Raw genomic sequence first — 15714 nt, forward strand, 5'->3', positions numbered from 1 at the left:
AAGTCCTCCTCTCGCCTATTCCTGTCTTGGGTCGATGATCTTCACTGCATCATCCACACGGCCATACTGTCCCTGTGCTTTTTCCCATGCTTCGTTCGGTGTGTCACCTTTCTTAATGAAATCGGTGAATTTTCCAAGGCTTACGAATTTGTAACCGATGATCTCATTGTTTTCGTCTAATGCGATTCCTGTTACATATCCTTCTGCCATTTCCAGATAACGAGGACCTTTTGCAAGTGTTCCGTACATGGTACCAACCTGGGAACGAAGACCTTTTCCTAAGTCTTCCAGTCCTGCACCGATCGGAAGTCCGTCTTCAGAAAATGCGCTCTGTGTACGTCCGTATACGATCTGTAAGAAAAGCTCTCTCATTGCTGTGTTGATTGCGTCGCAGACAAGGTCTGTATTTAAAGCTTCGAGGATAGTTTTTCCTGGTAAGATCTCGGAAGCCATGGCTGCAGAATGTGTCATACCGGAGCATCCGATTGTTTCAACCAGTGCCTCCTGGATAATTCCGTCTTTTACGTTCAGTGTCAGCTTACATGTTCCCTGCTGAGGAGCACACCAGCCTACACCGTGTGTTAAACCGGAAATATCTTTAATTTCTTTTGCCTGTACCCATTTTGCTTCTTCTGGGATTGGAGCTGGTCCATGATTCGCACCCTGTGCAACTGGACACATCATTTCTACTTCGTGTGAATAAATCATCTTAAGGACTCCTTTCAACTATGTGTAATCTCTCTTGGGAGACTGCCTTTTGACAGCCTTTATCCGTGTTAATTTTCTCACAAAAATGCGTTTTCGTCAATCAGCTGATTGCACAAAACGTCGAATTTTTCGGTTAGATCCATGTGGCGATCATCCTATTTTGCTTCCAGAAGCATCTCTCTTAACAGAATGAGTCCTCTCGCCACAGCATATTCCCGGTTTTTCTGACGATTTCCCGTAAAGCAGCATCGTTCGACTTTTGTTTTTCCTTTCACAGTACAGCCGATGTAAACAAGCCCTACCGGCTTTTCCGGTGTTCCGCCGTCCGGACCTGCGATTCCGGTCACAGCAATGGATGCGTCTGCCCCGGAGACTTTGCATGCTCCCTCTGCCATGGCCCGTGCTGTCTCCTCGCTGACTGCTCCGTATTGCACCAGAATTTCATGCGGCACATGCAGAATCCGCTCTTTTGCTTCATTAGAATACGTCACATGCGCCTCGTTCAGCACGCTGGATGCTCCCGGCACATTGATCAGCCGTCCGGACAGAAGTCCTCCGGTACAGGACTCTGCTGTCGTCACTGTCATATGACGTTCCTCCAGCATATGCACCACAGCTTCTTCCAGTGTGACTTCTTCTTTTGTCGTATAAATATAATCGCCGAACCGGTTTTTCAATTCTTGTACCATCGGCGCCATCAGCTGCTCTGCCGTCTTCTCGTCTTTGGCTTTTGCAGTGATCCGGAAGTGTACTTCCCCGGTCTTTGCATACGGCGCAAGAGTCGGATTGGTCTGAGCATCCATCAGATCTGCCACCATGGTCTCCGCCCGGCTTTCACCGATAGAGCAGACCTTTACCATGCAGGAATAGATTCCTTCCGGCTGCAGCCCGGAAAGATAAGGTGCAATCTGAGTTTCAAACATCGGGATGCACTCATTCGGCGGCCCCGGAATCAGGATTGCACGCTTGCCTTCATACTCGGTGCCTTCCTCTCCCGTCACAATCAGCCCAGGAGCCGTACCGTTCTGATTCTCAATCACAATAGCTCCCTCCGGAACCAGCGCCTGCTTCCAGTTATTCCGGGTAATTTTCCCCTTTGAATGAAGCCGGTTAAAGAATTCCTGAATCCGCTCTTTTGTGTGGGCATCCTCATATAATTCCTTTCCAAATACTTTTGCGGTCACTTCTTTTGTCAGGTCGTCTTTGGTCGGTCCAAGTCCTCCTGTCAGAATTACCACATCAGACCGTTCCAACGCCCGGCGGATCGTATCCTCCATGCGCGCCTCATTGTCCCCTACCACACTCTGGTGATATAAAGACAAACCTAGCAGAGCGCATTTCTCTGCTAGGTAAGCTGCATTGGTATTTACGATATTGCCGAGCAGGATTTCTGTACCGACGGAAATCAGCTCTGCAACCATCCTACATACCTCCTTTTGTCAATACTTCTTTGTTCTTTACAATGTAATCGATCAGGGATACTACCGTCAGAATCAGCGCAAGATAGATCAACACTGTCTCAATGACGGAAGCAATATTCCCCGGAAGATCCAGAATCAGGAAAATAATCATAAACATCTGGGAAACGGTTTTGAATTTTCCCCAGTAGCTTGCGGCAATCACGATACCGCTGTCCGATGCTACCAGACGGAATCCGCTGATAATAAATTCACGGCTGATAATGACAATGACAATCCAGGCCGGAAGTTTATCCATCGGAATCAGACAGATCATTGCGGAGCTTACAAGCAGCTTGTCCGCCAGCGGATCCATAAATTTTCCGAAATTTGTTACCAGATTATACTTTCTTGCAATCTTTCCATCCAGCATATCTGTAAGACTTGCCACACAGAAAATCACAAGTGCGATATAGTTGCTGTACGTTCCTCCCAGATCCGTCAGCATAAATACAACAAAAAACGGAATCATGATGACACGCAGTACAGTCAGTTTGTTTGGCAGATTCATTTACATCAACTCTCCTATCAAATCATATTCACATGCGCCGGTTACTTTGACTTTCGCGAAATCTCCGGACATGAGTTCTGCGTCGGTATTGACAAAGATCAGTCCGTCTACATTCGGCGCATCTTTATAAGTTCTGCCCACATAGGCATTTTCATCTGCTACTTTCCCTTCGATCATAACGAGAACTTCTTTTCCAACCATGTCTTCTGCCTGCTCGAAAGCAATTTCCTGCTGAAGTTCCATCAGTTCGGCTCTCCGGTCTTCCTTGATGCTTTCCTCAATCTGATCCGGCATGGATGCCGCAGGGGTGCCTTCTTCCGGTGAATAGGTGAATACTCCAAGACGGTCAAACTCCATCTCGTCCACGAAGTCCATCAGCTCTTCATGCTGTTCCTGCGTCTCTCCCGGGAATCCGGTAATCAGCGTTGTACGAAGTATGATGTCCGGGATCTCTTCTCTCAGTCTTGAGATAATATGTACCAGTTCCTCTTTGGATGTACGTCTTCCCATTCTCTTTAAAATGCCGTCGCTTGCATGCTGGATCGGAAGATCCAGATAATGACAGATCTTCGGCTCTTCTTTCATCGTCTGAATCAGCTCTTCGGTAATCTCCTCCGGATAGCAGTAAAGAATCCGGATCCAGCGGATCCCGCTGATCTGGCAGAGCTTATGGAGCAGCTCCGGAAGTTTCTTTTCCCCGTAAAGGTCTTTTCCGTAAAGTGTCGTCTCCTGAGCCACCAGGATCAGCTCTTTCACTCCGTCCGCAGCCAGCTGTTCCGCCTCTTTGATCAGATGATCCATCGGAACGCTTCGGAAATTTCCTCTGAGTTTCGGGATGATGCAGTACGTACAGTGTTTGTCACACCCCTCTGCGATTTTCAGGTAGGCATAGTGGCCGCCGGTAGTCACGAGCCGGTGTGTTTCGATAATCGGCAGTGTATTCAGCGGCTCCATCATCAGATAAGAGTGTCCTTTCAAAGCCTCATCCACTGCGTCAAGGATGTGTCCGTAGGAAGCTGTCCCGAGGACCGCGTCCACTTCCGGGATCTCCTTTGTGATCTCCTCACGGTATCGTTCTGCCATACATCCCGTCACGACCAGAGCTTTCAGACTGCCGGATTTTTTGTACTCCGCCATCTGCAGAATCGTCTCAATACTTTCTTCCATGGCATCATGGATAAAGCAGCAGGTATTGACAATAATCACATCCGCCTTTTCCTCTTCATCGACGATCTGATATCCTCTGGAAGCCAGCATCCCCAGCATCGTTTCCGAGTCGGCAAGATTCTTGTCGCACCCAAGTGAGATAAATAAAATATTCATGTATTTTCTCCTAACAGTTCATAAGGCAGATACTTGTTTCAAAAGCACCTGCCTTTTTGTCTCTTATTCTTCAGTTTCTTCTCCAAGAATTTTTAACTTTCCATTGTTCATCTCGTCGATAGCAATAGAAAGCGGTTTTTCTCCGTCTTTAACCGAAACAAGCGGGTCCGCATGATCGATCAGCTGCCTTGCTCTCTTTGCTGTAGCAAGAACGATAGAATAACGGCTGTTTACAATCTTTGTATCCCCCTCTTCTACGTCCTGATTCACCACTTTCATTAAGTCTGTGTAAGATGGATGCAGCATAGCCTCATTCTCCTTTCTATTCTTCTTTACAATTCTTCAAGTTCTTCTCTTATTTTAGCGATAAACTCCGCGTTTCTCATGACTTTCTTCTTCTCATTCTGAATCACTGCGTGAAGCTCATCCACACAGGTCTCCAGATCATCATTGATGATCAGGCAGTCGTAACAGTCAATGCCTCTGGCCTCTTCTTTGGCGCGGGCAAGCCGCTCTTCGATGACTTCCATCGTCTCGGTTCCCCGTCCGATCAGACGTCTGCGGAGCTCCTCAGCGCTTGGCGGGGTGACAAAAACAAGAAGCGTATCCGGAAACTTTTCTTTTACCTTCAATGCCCCCTGTATTTCGATCTCAAGGATCACATCCTTGCCCTTCTCAAGCTGCTCCTTCACATAGGAGCGTGGTGTCCCATAATAATGGTTAACATATCTAGCATACTCTATTAATTCGTCTTGTGCAATCATTTTTTCAAATTCTTCGGTTTCTTTGAAAAAATATTCTCTTCCGTCCACTTCTCCCTCTCTCGGTTTTCTCGTGGTGGCTGAAATGGACAGAGCATAGTCCTCATATTTCTCCATCAGACGCTTCATGGCCGTCCCTTTTCCTGCTCCGGAAAATCCCGAAAGCACGGTCAGTATCCCTTTTTGCATGTTTGTTTCTTCCCTTTCCTATCTAACTGCTATTCAATGTTCTGAATCTGTTCCCGGACTTTCTCGATCTCTGTTTTCAGATCGATTCCATAATTGGAAACGGTCAGGTCATTGGCCTTTGACAGAATCGTATTGGCCTCCCGGTTCATCTCCTGAGCGATAAAGTCCAGTTTACGTCCGATGCCCTCTCCTGCCTGGAGGGTGGATTTCATATGATCGATATGACTTTTCAGACGGACAATTTCTTCATCCGTACAGATCTTGTCCGCAAACAGCACAACCTCCGCGGCGATACGGCTCTCATCGATCTGCGTATCTGCCAGAAGTTCTTTTACCTTCTCTTCCAGCTTTTCCCGATACTCCGAAAGAATCTGCGGGGAGCGCTCCTCAATCTTCTCTACAACAGCCTTCATATCGTCAAGCTTGCCGATGAGATCTTCTCTTAATTTCTCTCCTTCGGTCTCTCTTGCCGATACAAACTGGACACAAGCTCCATCCAGTGCCTCTCTCAGGCCATTCCACATTTCCTCTTCATCCACATCCTGCTCTTCCATTGTGAAGACTTCCGGGTATCTGGAAAGAGCGGAAATGCGGACATCATTTTCCAGTCCGAACTTCTCCTCCATCTGTCTGAAATAGTCCAGATACTCAGAGGCAAGCGCCTCATTATATTTCAGAGACATCTGTCCTTCTGAGAGGTCTTCGTAAGTTACAAAGATATCCACTTTCCCTCTCTGAATATACTTTTTCAAATAGCTTCGGATTGCGGTTTCAAAAAAATAGAGCTTTTTCGGCATACGGATATTGACATCCAGGTAGCGGTGGTTTACACCCTTCATCTCGACTGTAAATTTCTTTTCTCCGCTTTGAATCTCGCACCGGCCAAAGCCCGTCATACTTCTTATCATGATCATTTCCTCTATAAAGTTTATTTTGCTGTTTTTCATTATAATTCATTTGATTTTTATCGTCAACCATGTTCAACTATGTTATACTGTAAAACAGACTAAAAAGCAAAGGAGAATGACCTATGGCATTAGATGGAATTACCATTGCAAATATAGTAAAAGAAATGCGGGATGCCCTCCTTGGCGGACGGATCGCAAAGATCGCCCAGCCGGAGGCTGACGAGCTTCTTCTTACTGTCAAGGCACCTTCCGGACAGCGCCGTCTCTATATCTCAGCGAGCGCTTCCCTGCCTCTTGTGTATCTGACAGACGAGAACAAACCAAGCCCGTTTACAGCCCCGAATTTCTGTATGCTTCTCAGAAAACATATTGCAAACGGACGGATCGTGTCCATCACACAGCCGTCTCTTGAGCGGATTATCGTGCTTGGAATCGAGCATCTGGATGAGCTTGGAGATCTCTGCCGCAAGAAACTTGTCATTGAGATCATGGGCAAACACAGCAACGTCATTTTCTGTGATGAGGATGACCGGATCATCGACAGTATCAAGCACGTGCCTGCCCAGATGAGTTCCGTGCGGGAGGTTCTTCCGGGACGGACTTACTTTATACCGGATACGATGCACAAAGCAGACCCGCTGACCATATCGGAATCCGATTTTGCAGCGCTTCTCAGACAGAAGCCGTCCGCGCTTTCCAAGGCTCTCTACACAAGCCTTACCGGAATCAGTCCTGTCGTGGCTGAAGAAATCTGCTTTCTCGCCGGACTGGATTCTGCTCTTCCGCCGTCAGAGCTTTCCGATGATCTGATGACGCATCTGTACCGGCAGTTTTCTCTGTTTCTTGATCAGGTTCGAGAAGAGGATTTTCATCCGGCCATCTATTACCGGAACAACGAGCCTCAGGAGTTTGCATCTGTTCCGCTGACGCATCTGGAAGGATGTGCCCGTCAGGAGTTTGACACCATTTCTCAGGTACTCTCTTCCTACTACGCAGTCAAGAACCGGATCACCCGGATCCGCCAGAAATCAGCCGATCTCCGGCACATCGTGCAGACTGCCCTGGAGCGAAACCGGAAGAAATACGACCTGCAGGCCCGCCAGCTGAAAGATACGGACAAGAGGGAAACCTACAAAGTCTATGGAGAACTTTTGCAGACTTACGGCTATCAGGCAGAACCGGAGGCCAAGGAGCTGGAGGCGCTGAATTACTACACAAATGAAATGATCCGGATTCCACTGGATCCAACGAAGACGCCTCTGGAAAATGCAAAACGCTATTTTGAAAAATATAATAAGATGAAGCGGACTTATGAAGCGCTCTCCCATCTGATCGTAGAAACCCGGGACGAGATCTCCTATCTGGAATCTGTCAGCAACGCACTGGACATTGCCCGGACTGAAGACGATCTGGCGCAGGTCAAAGAAGAGCTGACACAGAGCGGTTATGTCCGCCGGAAATTCACAAAGAAAAAAGAGAAATTCAAAAGTATGCCGCTCCACTATATTTCCAGTGACGGCTATGATATGTATGTAGGAAAAAATAATTTCCAGAACGAAGAGCTGACTTTCTCTTTCGCATCGGGAAATGACTGGTGGTTCCACGCAAAAAAAGTGCCGGGCTCCCATGTCATTGTCAAATCCCAGGGAGAAGACATGCCGGACCGCGTCTTTGAGGAGGCCGGAAAACTTGCCGCTTTCTATTCCAAAAATAATGGAAGCGAAAAGGTCGAAGTCGATTATGTAGAGAAAAAGCATGTGAAAAAGGTCAAAGGGCAGAAACCGGGATTCGTTATCTATCATACCAATTATTCGTTAATTGCGGATACTGATATCAGTATGTTAAAAGAAGTATCCGAATCCTGATCCTAAAAGAACGAAGGGACCGTCGGGCAATGCCCGCCGGTCCCTTTCTTCATTCTTTTATTCATTATCTGATGCTTTCACGTCAAAGCGTGATGCAATCCGAACTGCAGCTGCCATGCCGCCGTCCCCATAGGATGGATGTCTTAGAAACTCTTCCGAATTATTTCCAGGTTTTTGCCCGGATTCCAGCATGTGAAGCATTTCTCTCTCCCATCCGTCAAGCCTTGACATGGAAATGCCTTCTATTCCCAGAATGGCATCCGCAAGATGCTCCTGATAAGAACGAAAATGCTTGTCAATCAGATAACGCATCAGTTCCAGTCTCTTCGACATACTCTTTACATTCGCTGATGCCGGAGCAGTCCGATAGTCAAGAAGCGGTTCCGGAACAATTCCAATCCACGCATCCGGTCTTGTCTCCAGAAGATTCAAAAAGAAATCCCAGTCCTCAAATCCGGAACGCATGGATTCATCATAACCGCCGCATACTTCCCATACCTCTTTCCGAAGGATATGGGATGCCGGACAGCAATTACGTGAAAGGAAATTTTTCACCGGTCCTCCGGAAGGCTTCACAACTGCATCCAGTACGCCAAAGGTCCGCATCCATGAGGATGCTGCCACCATGGATGGATCTTCTCTCAGCATGTGGCTGACCTTTTCCAGAAATTCCGGTTCCAGCTTATCATCCCCGTCCAGAATAAGAGCCATGGAAGTCTTTACTTCACAAAGTCCGGTATTTCTTGCCGCCGATACCCCACTGTTAGACCGGCGAATCACACTGACAGGAACAGGCCGCTTCGTATCTTCCTGAATCTGCTCCAATATGAGGATTGAAGTTTCATCCGTGGAACCGTCGTCCACAATAATTATTCTGGATGGAAGAACTGTCTGTCCGCATAGCGACTGTACCGCATCCCGAAGCATCTCTCCCTGATTGAAGCTGGTCACAACCGCCTCAACATCGTCGGCAATCCTATACATCTCTTTTTCTCCGTCTGTTTCTACAGAGTCTGGATAAAGCGCATGAACGCTTCTCTTCCCTCTTCGGTGCATTTATAGACACCTGCGTCTTCCAGTACATGAACAAACACCTTACCGATCTCCTGCTGCAGGATCTCTTCGATGTTGTCCGCATTGATTTCTTCGTATTCTGGAAGGAATTTCTCTACCCAGTCCGCATGTTTTTCGATCTTCTCATTGCTGCGGATGTCTTTGCCTTCCAGAATGTATTTTTTCAGAAGTTCGATCTCGTCTTTCAGGCGGGCCGGCAGAACTGCAAGTCCCATTACCTCGATCAGACCGATGTTTTCTTTCTTGATATGGTGGTACTGTGCGTGCGGATGGTAAACGCCGAGCGGGTGCTCCTCTGTCGTAATATTATTCCGAAGCGTCAGATCCAGTTCGTACATACCGTCTTTCATTCTTGCAATCGGAGTGATGGTATTATGCGGCTCTCCGTTTGTCTCGGCAAAGATAAACGCCGCTTCATCTGTATATCCTCTCCATGCTTTCAGCACATGATCCGCAAGGTCGATCAGTCTCTTTTCATCCTGATGACGAATTCTAAGTACGGAAAGCGGCCACTTCACGATTCCGGCCTCTACATCTTCATAACCCGGGATTGTCACTTTCTTTTCAATCGGTGCTTTTGCCATGGCAAACGTATAATGGCCTCCCTGGAAATGGTCGTGGCTTAAAATGGAACCGCCTACGATCGGAAGATCCGCATTGGATCCAAGGAAGTAATGTGGGAACTGCTTTACAAAGTCAAACAGCTTGGTAAATGCAGCACGGTCGATCTTCATCGGCGTATGCTCCCCGTTGAACACGATGCAGTGCTCATTATAGTAGACATACGGTGAATACTGGAATCCCCATTTGGATTCATTGATGGTAATCGGAATGATCCGGTGGTTTTCTCTTGCAGGGTGATCCAGTCTTCCCGCATATCCTTCGTTCTCCATACAGAGCTGGCATTTCGGATATGCATTGTTCTTCGCATTTTTCGCTGCCGCAATGGCTTTCGGATCCTTCTCCGGTTTGGAAAGATTGATCGTAATGTCAATCGTACCATACGGACTTTCTACCGTCCATTTTTTATCTTTCTTTACACGATAACGGCGAATATAATCGCTGTCCTGGCTCAGTTTGTAGAAATATTCTGTGGCTGCTTCCGGAGATTTTTCGTATGCATCCCAGAATTCTTTCTGTACCTGTGCCGGACGCGGTACCAGACAGTTCATCATCTTTGTATCAAAAAGATCCCGGTATCCGATACTGTCTTCGATCAGTCCTCTGTTTACCGCTTCATCAAGAAGCTCTTTTAATACACTTTCCAGATCAATGTTCTCTGCCTTTTCTTCCGGTTCCTCATAGCTGTCCTCATGGAACAGATCCAGAAGGAGGTTTGTCGCATAGATCTTTTCACATTCCGGAAGAAGTCCGGTTTCGATTCCATACTGCACCAGCCTGCTGATACTTTCGTTTAACATCGCATTTTCCTTCTTTCCTTATAATACTCTTGCACCGTCACCGATCTCTACTACATAGAACTCTGCTTCACGGCCTGTCTTTTCTTTGTATCCTGCTCCGACCTGATCGATAAAGGTATCCACTGCATCATTTTTTACAATGCTGACTGTACATCCGCCGAATCCGCCTCCTGTGATTCTGGATCCGATCACTCCGTCAATCTTCCATGCCAGATCTACCAGAACATCGATTTCTTCGCAGGATACTTCATAGTCATCGCGAAGAGAAATATGAGACTGATTCATCAGACGTCCGAACTCTGCAATATCATTTTCTTTCAGTGCTTTTACCGCACGGATTGTTCTCTGGTTTTCATAAACCGCATGTTTTGCACGTTTTTTGCAGATTTCATCTTTAATGGCATCCTTGTGTGCCTCGAATTCTTCTTCTGTCAGATCTCCGAGTGTCTTGATATCTACGACTTTCTGGAGATCATGAAGCGCTTCTTCACTCTCCCGTCTTCTGTCATTGTAAGCGGAATCTACAAGGCTGTGTTTTACTTTACTGTTTGTGATGACAATCTTTGCATCCTCCAGTTTTACGGAAGCATATTCATACTGAAGTGTATTCGTATCGAGGAATACTGCACAGTCCTTTTTGCCCATTGCTACAGCGAACTGATCCATGATACCGCAGTTGCAGCCATTGTAATTGTTCTCGGAATACTGGCCGATCAGCGCGATGTCCTGCATTGAGATTTCAATGTTAAACAGTTCTTTCAGCATAACTCCGATCAGCACTTCCAGTGATGCGGAGGAAGAAAGTCCGGATCCATTCGGGATTGTTCCGTAAATCAGGACATCCATTCCCTGCGGAATTGAGTAGCCTTTCTTTTCAAATGCCCAGATTACACCCTTCGGGTAATTGGTCCACTGTGCTGCCTGTGACGGCACCAGATCATCGAGGCTTGTCTCAATCACGCCTAATTTTTCAAAGTTTGCAGAGTAAAAGCGAAGCTTTCTGTCTTCTCTTTTTCTTGCAATTCCATATGTACCAAGGGTCAGTGCGCATGGGAATACATGTCCGCCGTTATAGTCTGTGTGTTCTCCGATCAGATTGACTCTTCCCGGCGAAAAGAAGGTTTTGATTTCCCCTTCCCCTCCGTACAGTTTCTGAAATGTTTCCATCAGTTTCTTTTCCATACTTCATACCTGCTTTCTTTTCCTGATTTATTCTCTGTAATAAAATTATAATGCGTTTATGAGATCAGTACAACAAATATATTGCTCAAAACCATAACAATATTGAGGTGTTAAAGCTTGATTTTTTCCCCGGAACAGCGTATGATACATAGGACTGAAATCACAGCCTTTCAGCCAAGTCTTATTGACACTACTAAACTACTATGCGTCCCAGTCGAAAGGGCTGTATTTCGACTGTAGAGTTTGAAACTATGCAGATTCAGATTAACGAAGATAAAAAAGAATTAAAACAACATGGAGATTACACGTTTCCGGTGAATTTAAGCGGCGAGATGTTGTCCAGATATGAAGGCGGTGCTTTTTTCTGGCACTGGCACACGGAAATAGAACTGACTTTAGTTCTGAAAGGCCAGATCGAATACCGGGTCAATGAGCGCACCTACCATCTGAAGGCCGGCGACGGGCTGTTCTGCAACAGCAACGCCATGCATGCAGGAATGCGCATTGACAACCAGGACTGCCAGTATTTTTCCACCACGTTTCATCCCCGGTTTCTGTACGGATTTGAAAACAGCATTCTTCAGACCAAATATGTGGATCCGGTCCTGAATGCCCCGGCGTTCTCTTCTGCTGTATTTCTTTCATCGGAAGAATGGGCATCAGAAATTCTTTCCCTTCTTCGGGAGATCTATGCACTTTATCTGCAGCCGGCACCGGACCAGGAACTGCGTCTTCATATTCTCATATCCGAAATCTGGAAACACTTATATGGACATTTCACAAGTTGCTCCTTTGAAGAGCCGTCCTCATCAGATTCCATCGGACGGCTGAAAGAGATTTTGTCTTTCATTCATACTTCCTATGCAAAGCAGATTACACTGGAAGAGATTGCAGATCATGTGCATCTGTCAAAAAGTGAGTGCTGTCGCTTTTTCAAGCGGCATATGAATATGACCGTCTTTGATTATCTTTTATATTACCGGATTCAGCAGAGTCTTCCGCTTTTGCAGGAAGGTCTCTGTACGATCTCCAAGGCAGCCGAGTCCTGCGGATTTTCCAATGCGTGTTATTACGGGAAACTGTTCAAGCGGTATATGAACTGTACTCCGAGACAGTATCAGGCCCGGTTCCGCCCGGACAGACAGCCATCCCGGGAGACACTTCCCCAAACAGATTAAACAGCTGAAAAATACAGCCCCGGATTTTTCTGTCCGGGGCTGCTCTCATTTTATATTAGTTGAATTTCTTTAAGCTGATTTTATCGATCTGTTCCAGTTCTTCCTCAGAAAACGGCGTTCTGCTAACCGCTCCGACATTTTCCATAAGCTGAGACGGTCTGGATGCTCCTACAAGAACACTTGTCACTTCTTTGTCTTTTAATACCCAGTTCAAGGCCATCTGTGAAAGGGTCTGTCCTCTCTGGGATGCCAGTTCTTTCAAGGCACGGATCTGGTGAATCCGCTCGTCTGTCAGAGCACTTTCTTTCAGGAATCTTCCGTCTGTCCGGATCCGGCTGTCGTCCGGTATGCCATTCAGATAACGGTCCGTAAGCATTCCCTGTGCCAGCGGGCTGTATGCAATGATCCCTTTTTCACGCTGTTTTGCCGCTGCCTTCAATCCGTTTTCTTCGATCGAACGGTCAAAGATCGAGTAGCGGTTCTGGTTGATGATAAACGGACAATGATAAGATTCCAGAAGATCTGCCGCTTTTTCCATCGTCTCTCCATCATAGTTGGAAATCCCTGCATACAATGCCTTCCCGCTTTTGACAATTGACGCAAGAGCGCCCATCGACTCTTCCAGCGGTGTTTCCGGATCCATGCAGTGGTGGTAGAAAATATCCACATAGTCCAGTCCCATTCTCTTCAGGCTCTGATCCAGGCTGGCTGTCAGATACTTTCTGCTTCCTCCTGTTCCATAAGGGCCGTCCCACATGTCGTATCCTGCCTTTGTGCTGATAATCATCTCGTCCCGGTACGCTGCCATCTCATTCTTTAAAATCCGTCCGAAATTCTCCTCAGCGCTTCCCGGTACCGGCCCATAGTTATTCGCGAGATCAAAGTGGGTAATTCCCAGATCAAACGCGGTAAATACCAGTTCCTTCATTCTGTCATATGCTGCATTGCTGCCAAAATTATGCCACAGTCCGAATGAAACTGCCGGGAGCTTCAGTCCGCTCTTCCCGCATTTTGCATAGCTCATCCCCTGATATCTTGTTTCTGCTGCCTGATACATGTTGCTCCTCCTTAATTTCCTCTCTCTTTAATTGTTCCTGACCGGTATGCGCCGATCAGTTCCTTTAATTCCCCAATCTTTTTCAGAAGCTGTTTTCCGTTATCCGTATCTCCCACTGTCTGGCGCTTGTGGCTGTAATTCACCGCAATCTGATGGGAGACAATATCTTTTTCCTCCTGAATGGCGATTTCTGTCGTCTCAAACGGCTCGTGTGCCGCAAGCGACATTCCGTAGGAATTATAAATCAGCGTATATCCGGCGATTCCGGTTTCCCTGTGATATGCTCTGGAAAATCCGCCATCGATAATCAGAAGTTTGCCTTCGCATTTGACAGGACTTTCTCCTTCTTTCTGATGCACCGGAACATGCCCGTTAATAATACGTGCCTCTTCCCCTTCCAGTCCGAATTCTTTCAGGATTTTCTCTGCCGTCTCTTTCTTTTCCAGAAGTTGATAATACGCATTTTTTACTTCCTGATGCGTTTCTTTTTCTGCAATCAGATACCGCTCAAAGGTCGCCATCTTACTTCTGCCATAGAGCGGAGATCCCGGTGCAGACCATAAAAACCAGAGAATATTCCTGCCCCGTTCTTTCTCCTCCTCTTCCATTGAGAAGAATGCTTTACGCACATACTGTTCCAGGACATCGTAGAGTGCCTTTCCATGATAAGTCTGCCCATAAACCGGAACTTCCATAAAGCTTCCGTCCTCATTCATCGGCACACATCCATGATACAGAAGATTTCCATTGTATACTTTATAAAGGCTGCCCTTCTTTAACAGGAACTTCACATGCTTCTGCAGTTTCTCACAGTTTTTGAAGGCCCGTGTCAGCCTCTCCATCACGTTTTTCTCCTGTTCGCTCAGGGCATATGGCTCAGCCGGATCGATTGTCGGAAACCGCCCGTCCAAAAGCTCATACTGTTTTCTGTCAATCCTGATCTGATTTGTTTCGTAGTCAATCTGATCAAGGAGACAACGTCCATTCATTCCAAACTCCGGATTTTCGCTGGCAAGCTGTCCTTCAATTTTAAACTGAATCACTGAAATTGCCTTGTGCATTCTCTGCTGAAGCGCCAGCGAAATATCTGCTTTTTCCTGCTGGGTTTTGATTCCGAACTGCCGGGCTTCGTCATCCACATAGGTCTCCAGCGTAAAGGTTACAAGCGGAAGCATGTTGATGCCGTATCCATCCTCCAGAATGTCCAGATTTCCGTACCGGAGGCACAGGCGAATCACCGTCGCGATACATGCCTGTTGTCCGGCTGCGGCTCCCATCCAGAGGACGTCATGATTTCCCCATTGAATATCCAGTGAATGATAGTCCATCAGGCAGTCCATGATCTGGTGCGGCAGAGGTCCCCTGTCAAAAATATCGCCGATAATATGCAGATGGTCTACCACAAGCCTCTGTATCAATTCTGCCATCGCTATAATGAAAGGCTCTGCCCTCCCGATATCCAGAATCGTCTGAATGATGGCCTCATAATACGCCTCTTTGTCCGAAAGTTCCGGCTTCTCTGTAATCAGCTCTTCAATAACGTAAGCATAATCCGGCGGCAGCGCTTTCCGTACCTTGGATCTGGTATACTTGGAAGAAACGACTCTGCAAAGTTCGATCAGACGGTAAAGCGTCACTCGATACCAGTTCTGCATGTCCTCCCCGGACTGTCTTAGCTGTTCCAGCTTTTCTCTCGGATAATAAATTAATGTTGCGACCGACCTCTTCTCCGCCGTACCAAGGGTATGTCCGAATACATCATCAATCTTCTTTCGCACGGCACCCGAACCATTTCTCAGCACATGGGAAAAGGCCTCGTATTCCCCGTGAATATCCGACAGAAAATGTTCCGTTCCTTTCGGAAGGTTGATAATTGACTGGAGATTGATAATCTCAGTGGATGCCTTCTCGATTGTCGGATACAGTTCAGCCAGATATTCCAGATATTTATTTTGCTCCATATTCTCCTCCTTACCGCGGCGCGAAACGGATTTAAAGCCTTTCGAAAACCAGGTATTTCCCCTGCCAGAATCCCTGCTCTATATTTGATTATTATAAAACAGACAGGAACTGGTCTGAC

14 protein-coding genes are annotated in these 15714 nt (G+C 46.8%); 2 read left to right on the forward strand and 12 right to left on the reverse strand.

The window, feature by feature from the left end; genetic code table 11:
• Positions 1-15: 15 nt before the first annotated feature.
• The 7 genes from FGQ85_RS01720 to FGQ85_RS01750 all read right to left on the reverse strand — a co-directional run bounded on the left by FGQ85_RS01720 (position 16) and on the right by FGQ85_RS01750 (position 5857).
• The gene (locus FGQ85_RS01720) at positions 16-708 is read right to left on the reverse strand and encodes a nitrogen fixation protein NifU (protein WP_048622003.1); all 693 of its coding nucleotides are present in this window, start codon (positions 706-708) and stop codon (positions 16-18) included.
• 155 nt (positions 709-863) lie between these two features.
• Positions 864-2129 carry a competence/damage-inducible protein A gene (locus FGQ85_RS01725; protein ID WP_138372476.1) on the reverse strand — a complete coding sequence of 422 codons (1266 nt, stop codon included), beginning with the start codon at positions 2127-2129 and terminating at the stop codon, positions 864-866.
• A 1-nt stretch (position 2130) separates the two neighbouring features.
• Positions 2131-2676, reverse strand: coding sequence for a CDP-diacylglycerol--glycerol-3-phosphate 3-phosphatidyltransferase (pgsA, locus tag FGQ85_RS01730; protein WP_087168390.1), 546 nt, complete (start codon positions 2674-2676; stop codon positions 2131-2133).
• Complete coding sequence (gene rimO / locus FGQ85_RS01735) at positions 2677-3999, reverse strand: 30S ribosomal protein S12 methylthiotransferase RimO (protein ID WP_138372477.1); 1323 nt, start codon at positions 3997-3999, stop codon at positions 2677-2679.
• A gap of 63 nt (positions 4000-4062) precedes the next feature.
• Positions 4063-4305: a DNA-directed RNA polymerase subunit omega gene (gene rpoZ / locus FGQ85_RS01740; protein WP_087168392.1), complete on the reverse strand. Its 243-nt coding sequence runs from the start codon at positions 4303-4305 to the stop codon at positions 4063-4065.
• A 26-nt stretch (positions 4306-4331) separates the two neighbouring features.
• Complete coding sequence (gene gmk, locus FGQ85_RS01745) at positions 4332-4949, reverse strand: guanylate kinase (protein ID WP_087252811.1); 618 nt, start codon at positions 4947-4949, stop codon at positions 4332-4334.
• A 29-nt stretch (positions 4950-4978) separates the two neighbouring features.
• On the reverse strand, positions 4979-5857 hold the full coding sequence (locus FGQ85_RS01750) for a YicC/YloC family endoribonuclease (RefSeq protein ID WP_087168394.1): 879 nt from the start codon (positions 5855-5857) through the stop codon (positions 4979-4981).
• Positions 5858-5979: 122 nt separating this feature from the next.
• Between FGQ85_RS01750 and FGQ85_RS01755 the strand changes: the two genes are divergently transcribed.
• Complete coding sequence (locus tag FGQ85_RS01755) at positions 5980-7722, forward strand: NFACT RNA binding domain-containing protein (RefSeq protein WP_138372478.1); 1743 nt, start codon at positions 5980-5982, stop codon at positions 7720-7722.
• Positions 7723-7779: 57 nt separating this feature from the next.
• Here the strand turns inward: FGQ85_RS01755 and FGQ85_RS01760 are convergent, their stop codons facing one another.
• The 3 genes from FGQ85_RS01760 to FGQ85_RS01770 are packed head-to-tail and all read right to left on the reverse strand — an operon-like array spanning position 7780 to position 11399.
• Positions 7780-8706, reverse strand: a complete 927-nt coding sequence (locus FGQ85_RS01760; protein WP_138372479.1) for a glycosyltransferase family A protein — start codon at positions 8704-8706, stop codon at positions 7780-7782.
• A 20-nt stretch (positions 8707-8726) separates the two neighbouring features.
• On the reverse strand, positions 8727-10217 hold the full coding sequence (galT, locus tag FGQ85_RS01765; RefSeq protein WP_087252813.1) for a UDP-glucose--hexose-1-phosphate uridylyltransferase: 1491 nt from the start codon (positions 10215-10217) through the stop codon (positions 8727-8729).
• An 18-nt stretch (positions 10218-10235) separates the two neighbouring features.
• Positions 10236-11399: a galactokinase gene (locus FGQ85_RS01770; RefSeq protein WP_138372480.1), complete on the reverse strand. Its 1164-nt coding sequence runs from the start codon at positions 11397-11399 to the stop codon at positions 10236-10238.
• A gap of 251 nt (positions 11400-11650) precedes the next feature.
• Here FGQ85_RS01770 and FGQ85_RS01775 point away from each other — a divergent pair, with 251 nt between their 5' ends.
• The gene (locus tag FGQ85_RS01775) at positions 11651-12577 is read left to right on the forward strand and encodes an AraC family transcriptional regulator (RefSeq protein ID WP_138372481.1); all 927 of its coding nucleotides are present in this window, start codon (positions 11651-11653) and stop codon (positions 12575-12577) included.
• 55 nt (positions 12578-12632) lie between these two features.
• Here the strand turns inward: FGQ85_RS01775 and mgrA are convergent, their stop codons facing one another.
• Both mgrA and FGQ85_RS01785 read right to left on the reverse strand, forming a co-directional pair.
• On the reverse strand, positions 12633-13634 hold the full coding sequence (mgrA, locus tag FGQ85_RS01780) for an L-glyceraldehyde 3-phosphate reductase (RefSeq protein ID WP_087168399.1): 1002 nt from the start codon (positions 13632-13634) through the stop codon (positions 12633-12635).
• Positions 13635-13645: 11 nt separating this feature from the next.
• The gene (locus tag FGQ85_RS01785; protein WP_087168400.1) at positions 13646-15595 is read right to left on the reverse strand and encodes a fructose-1,6-bisphosphatase; all 1950 of its coding nucleotides are present in this window, start codon (positions 15593-15595) and stop codon (positions 13646-13648) included.
• Between the last annotated feature and the right edge of the window lie 119 nt (positions 15596-15714).

The sequence above is a fragment of the Pseudoflavonifractor sp. BSD2780061688st1 E11 genome, from assembly GCF_005844125.1.
Taxonomy (GTDB): domain Bacteria; phylum Bacillota; class Clostridia; order Lachnospirales; family Lachnospiraceae; genus Sellimonas; species Sellimonas catena.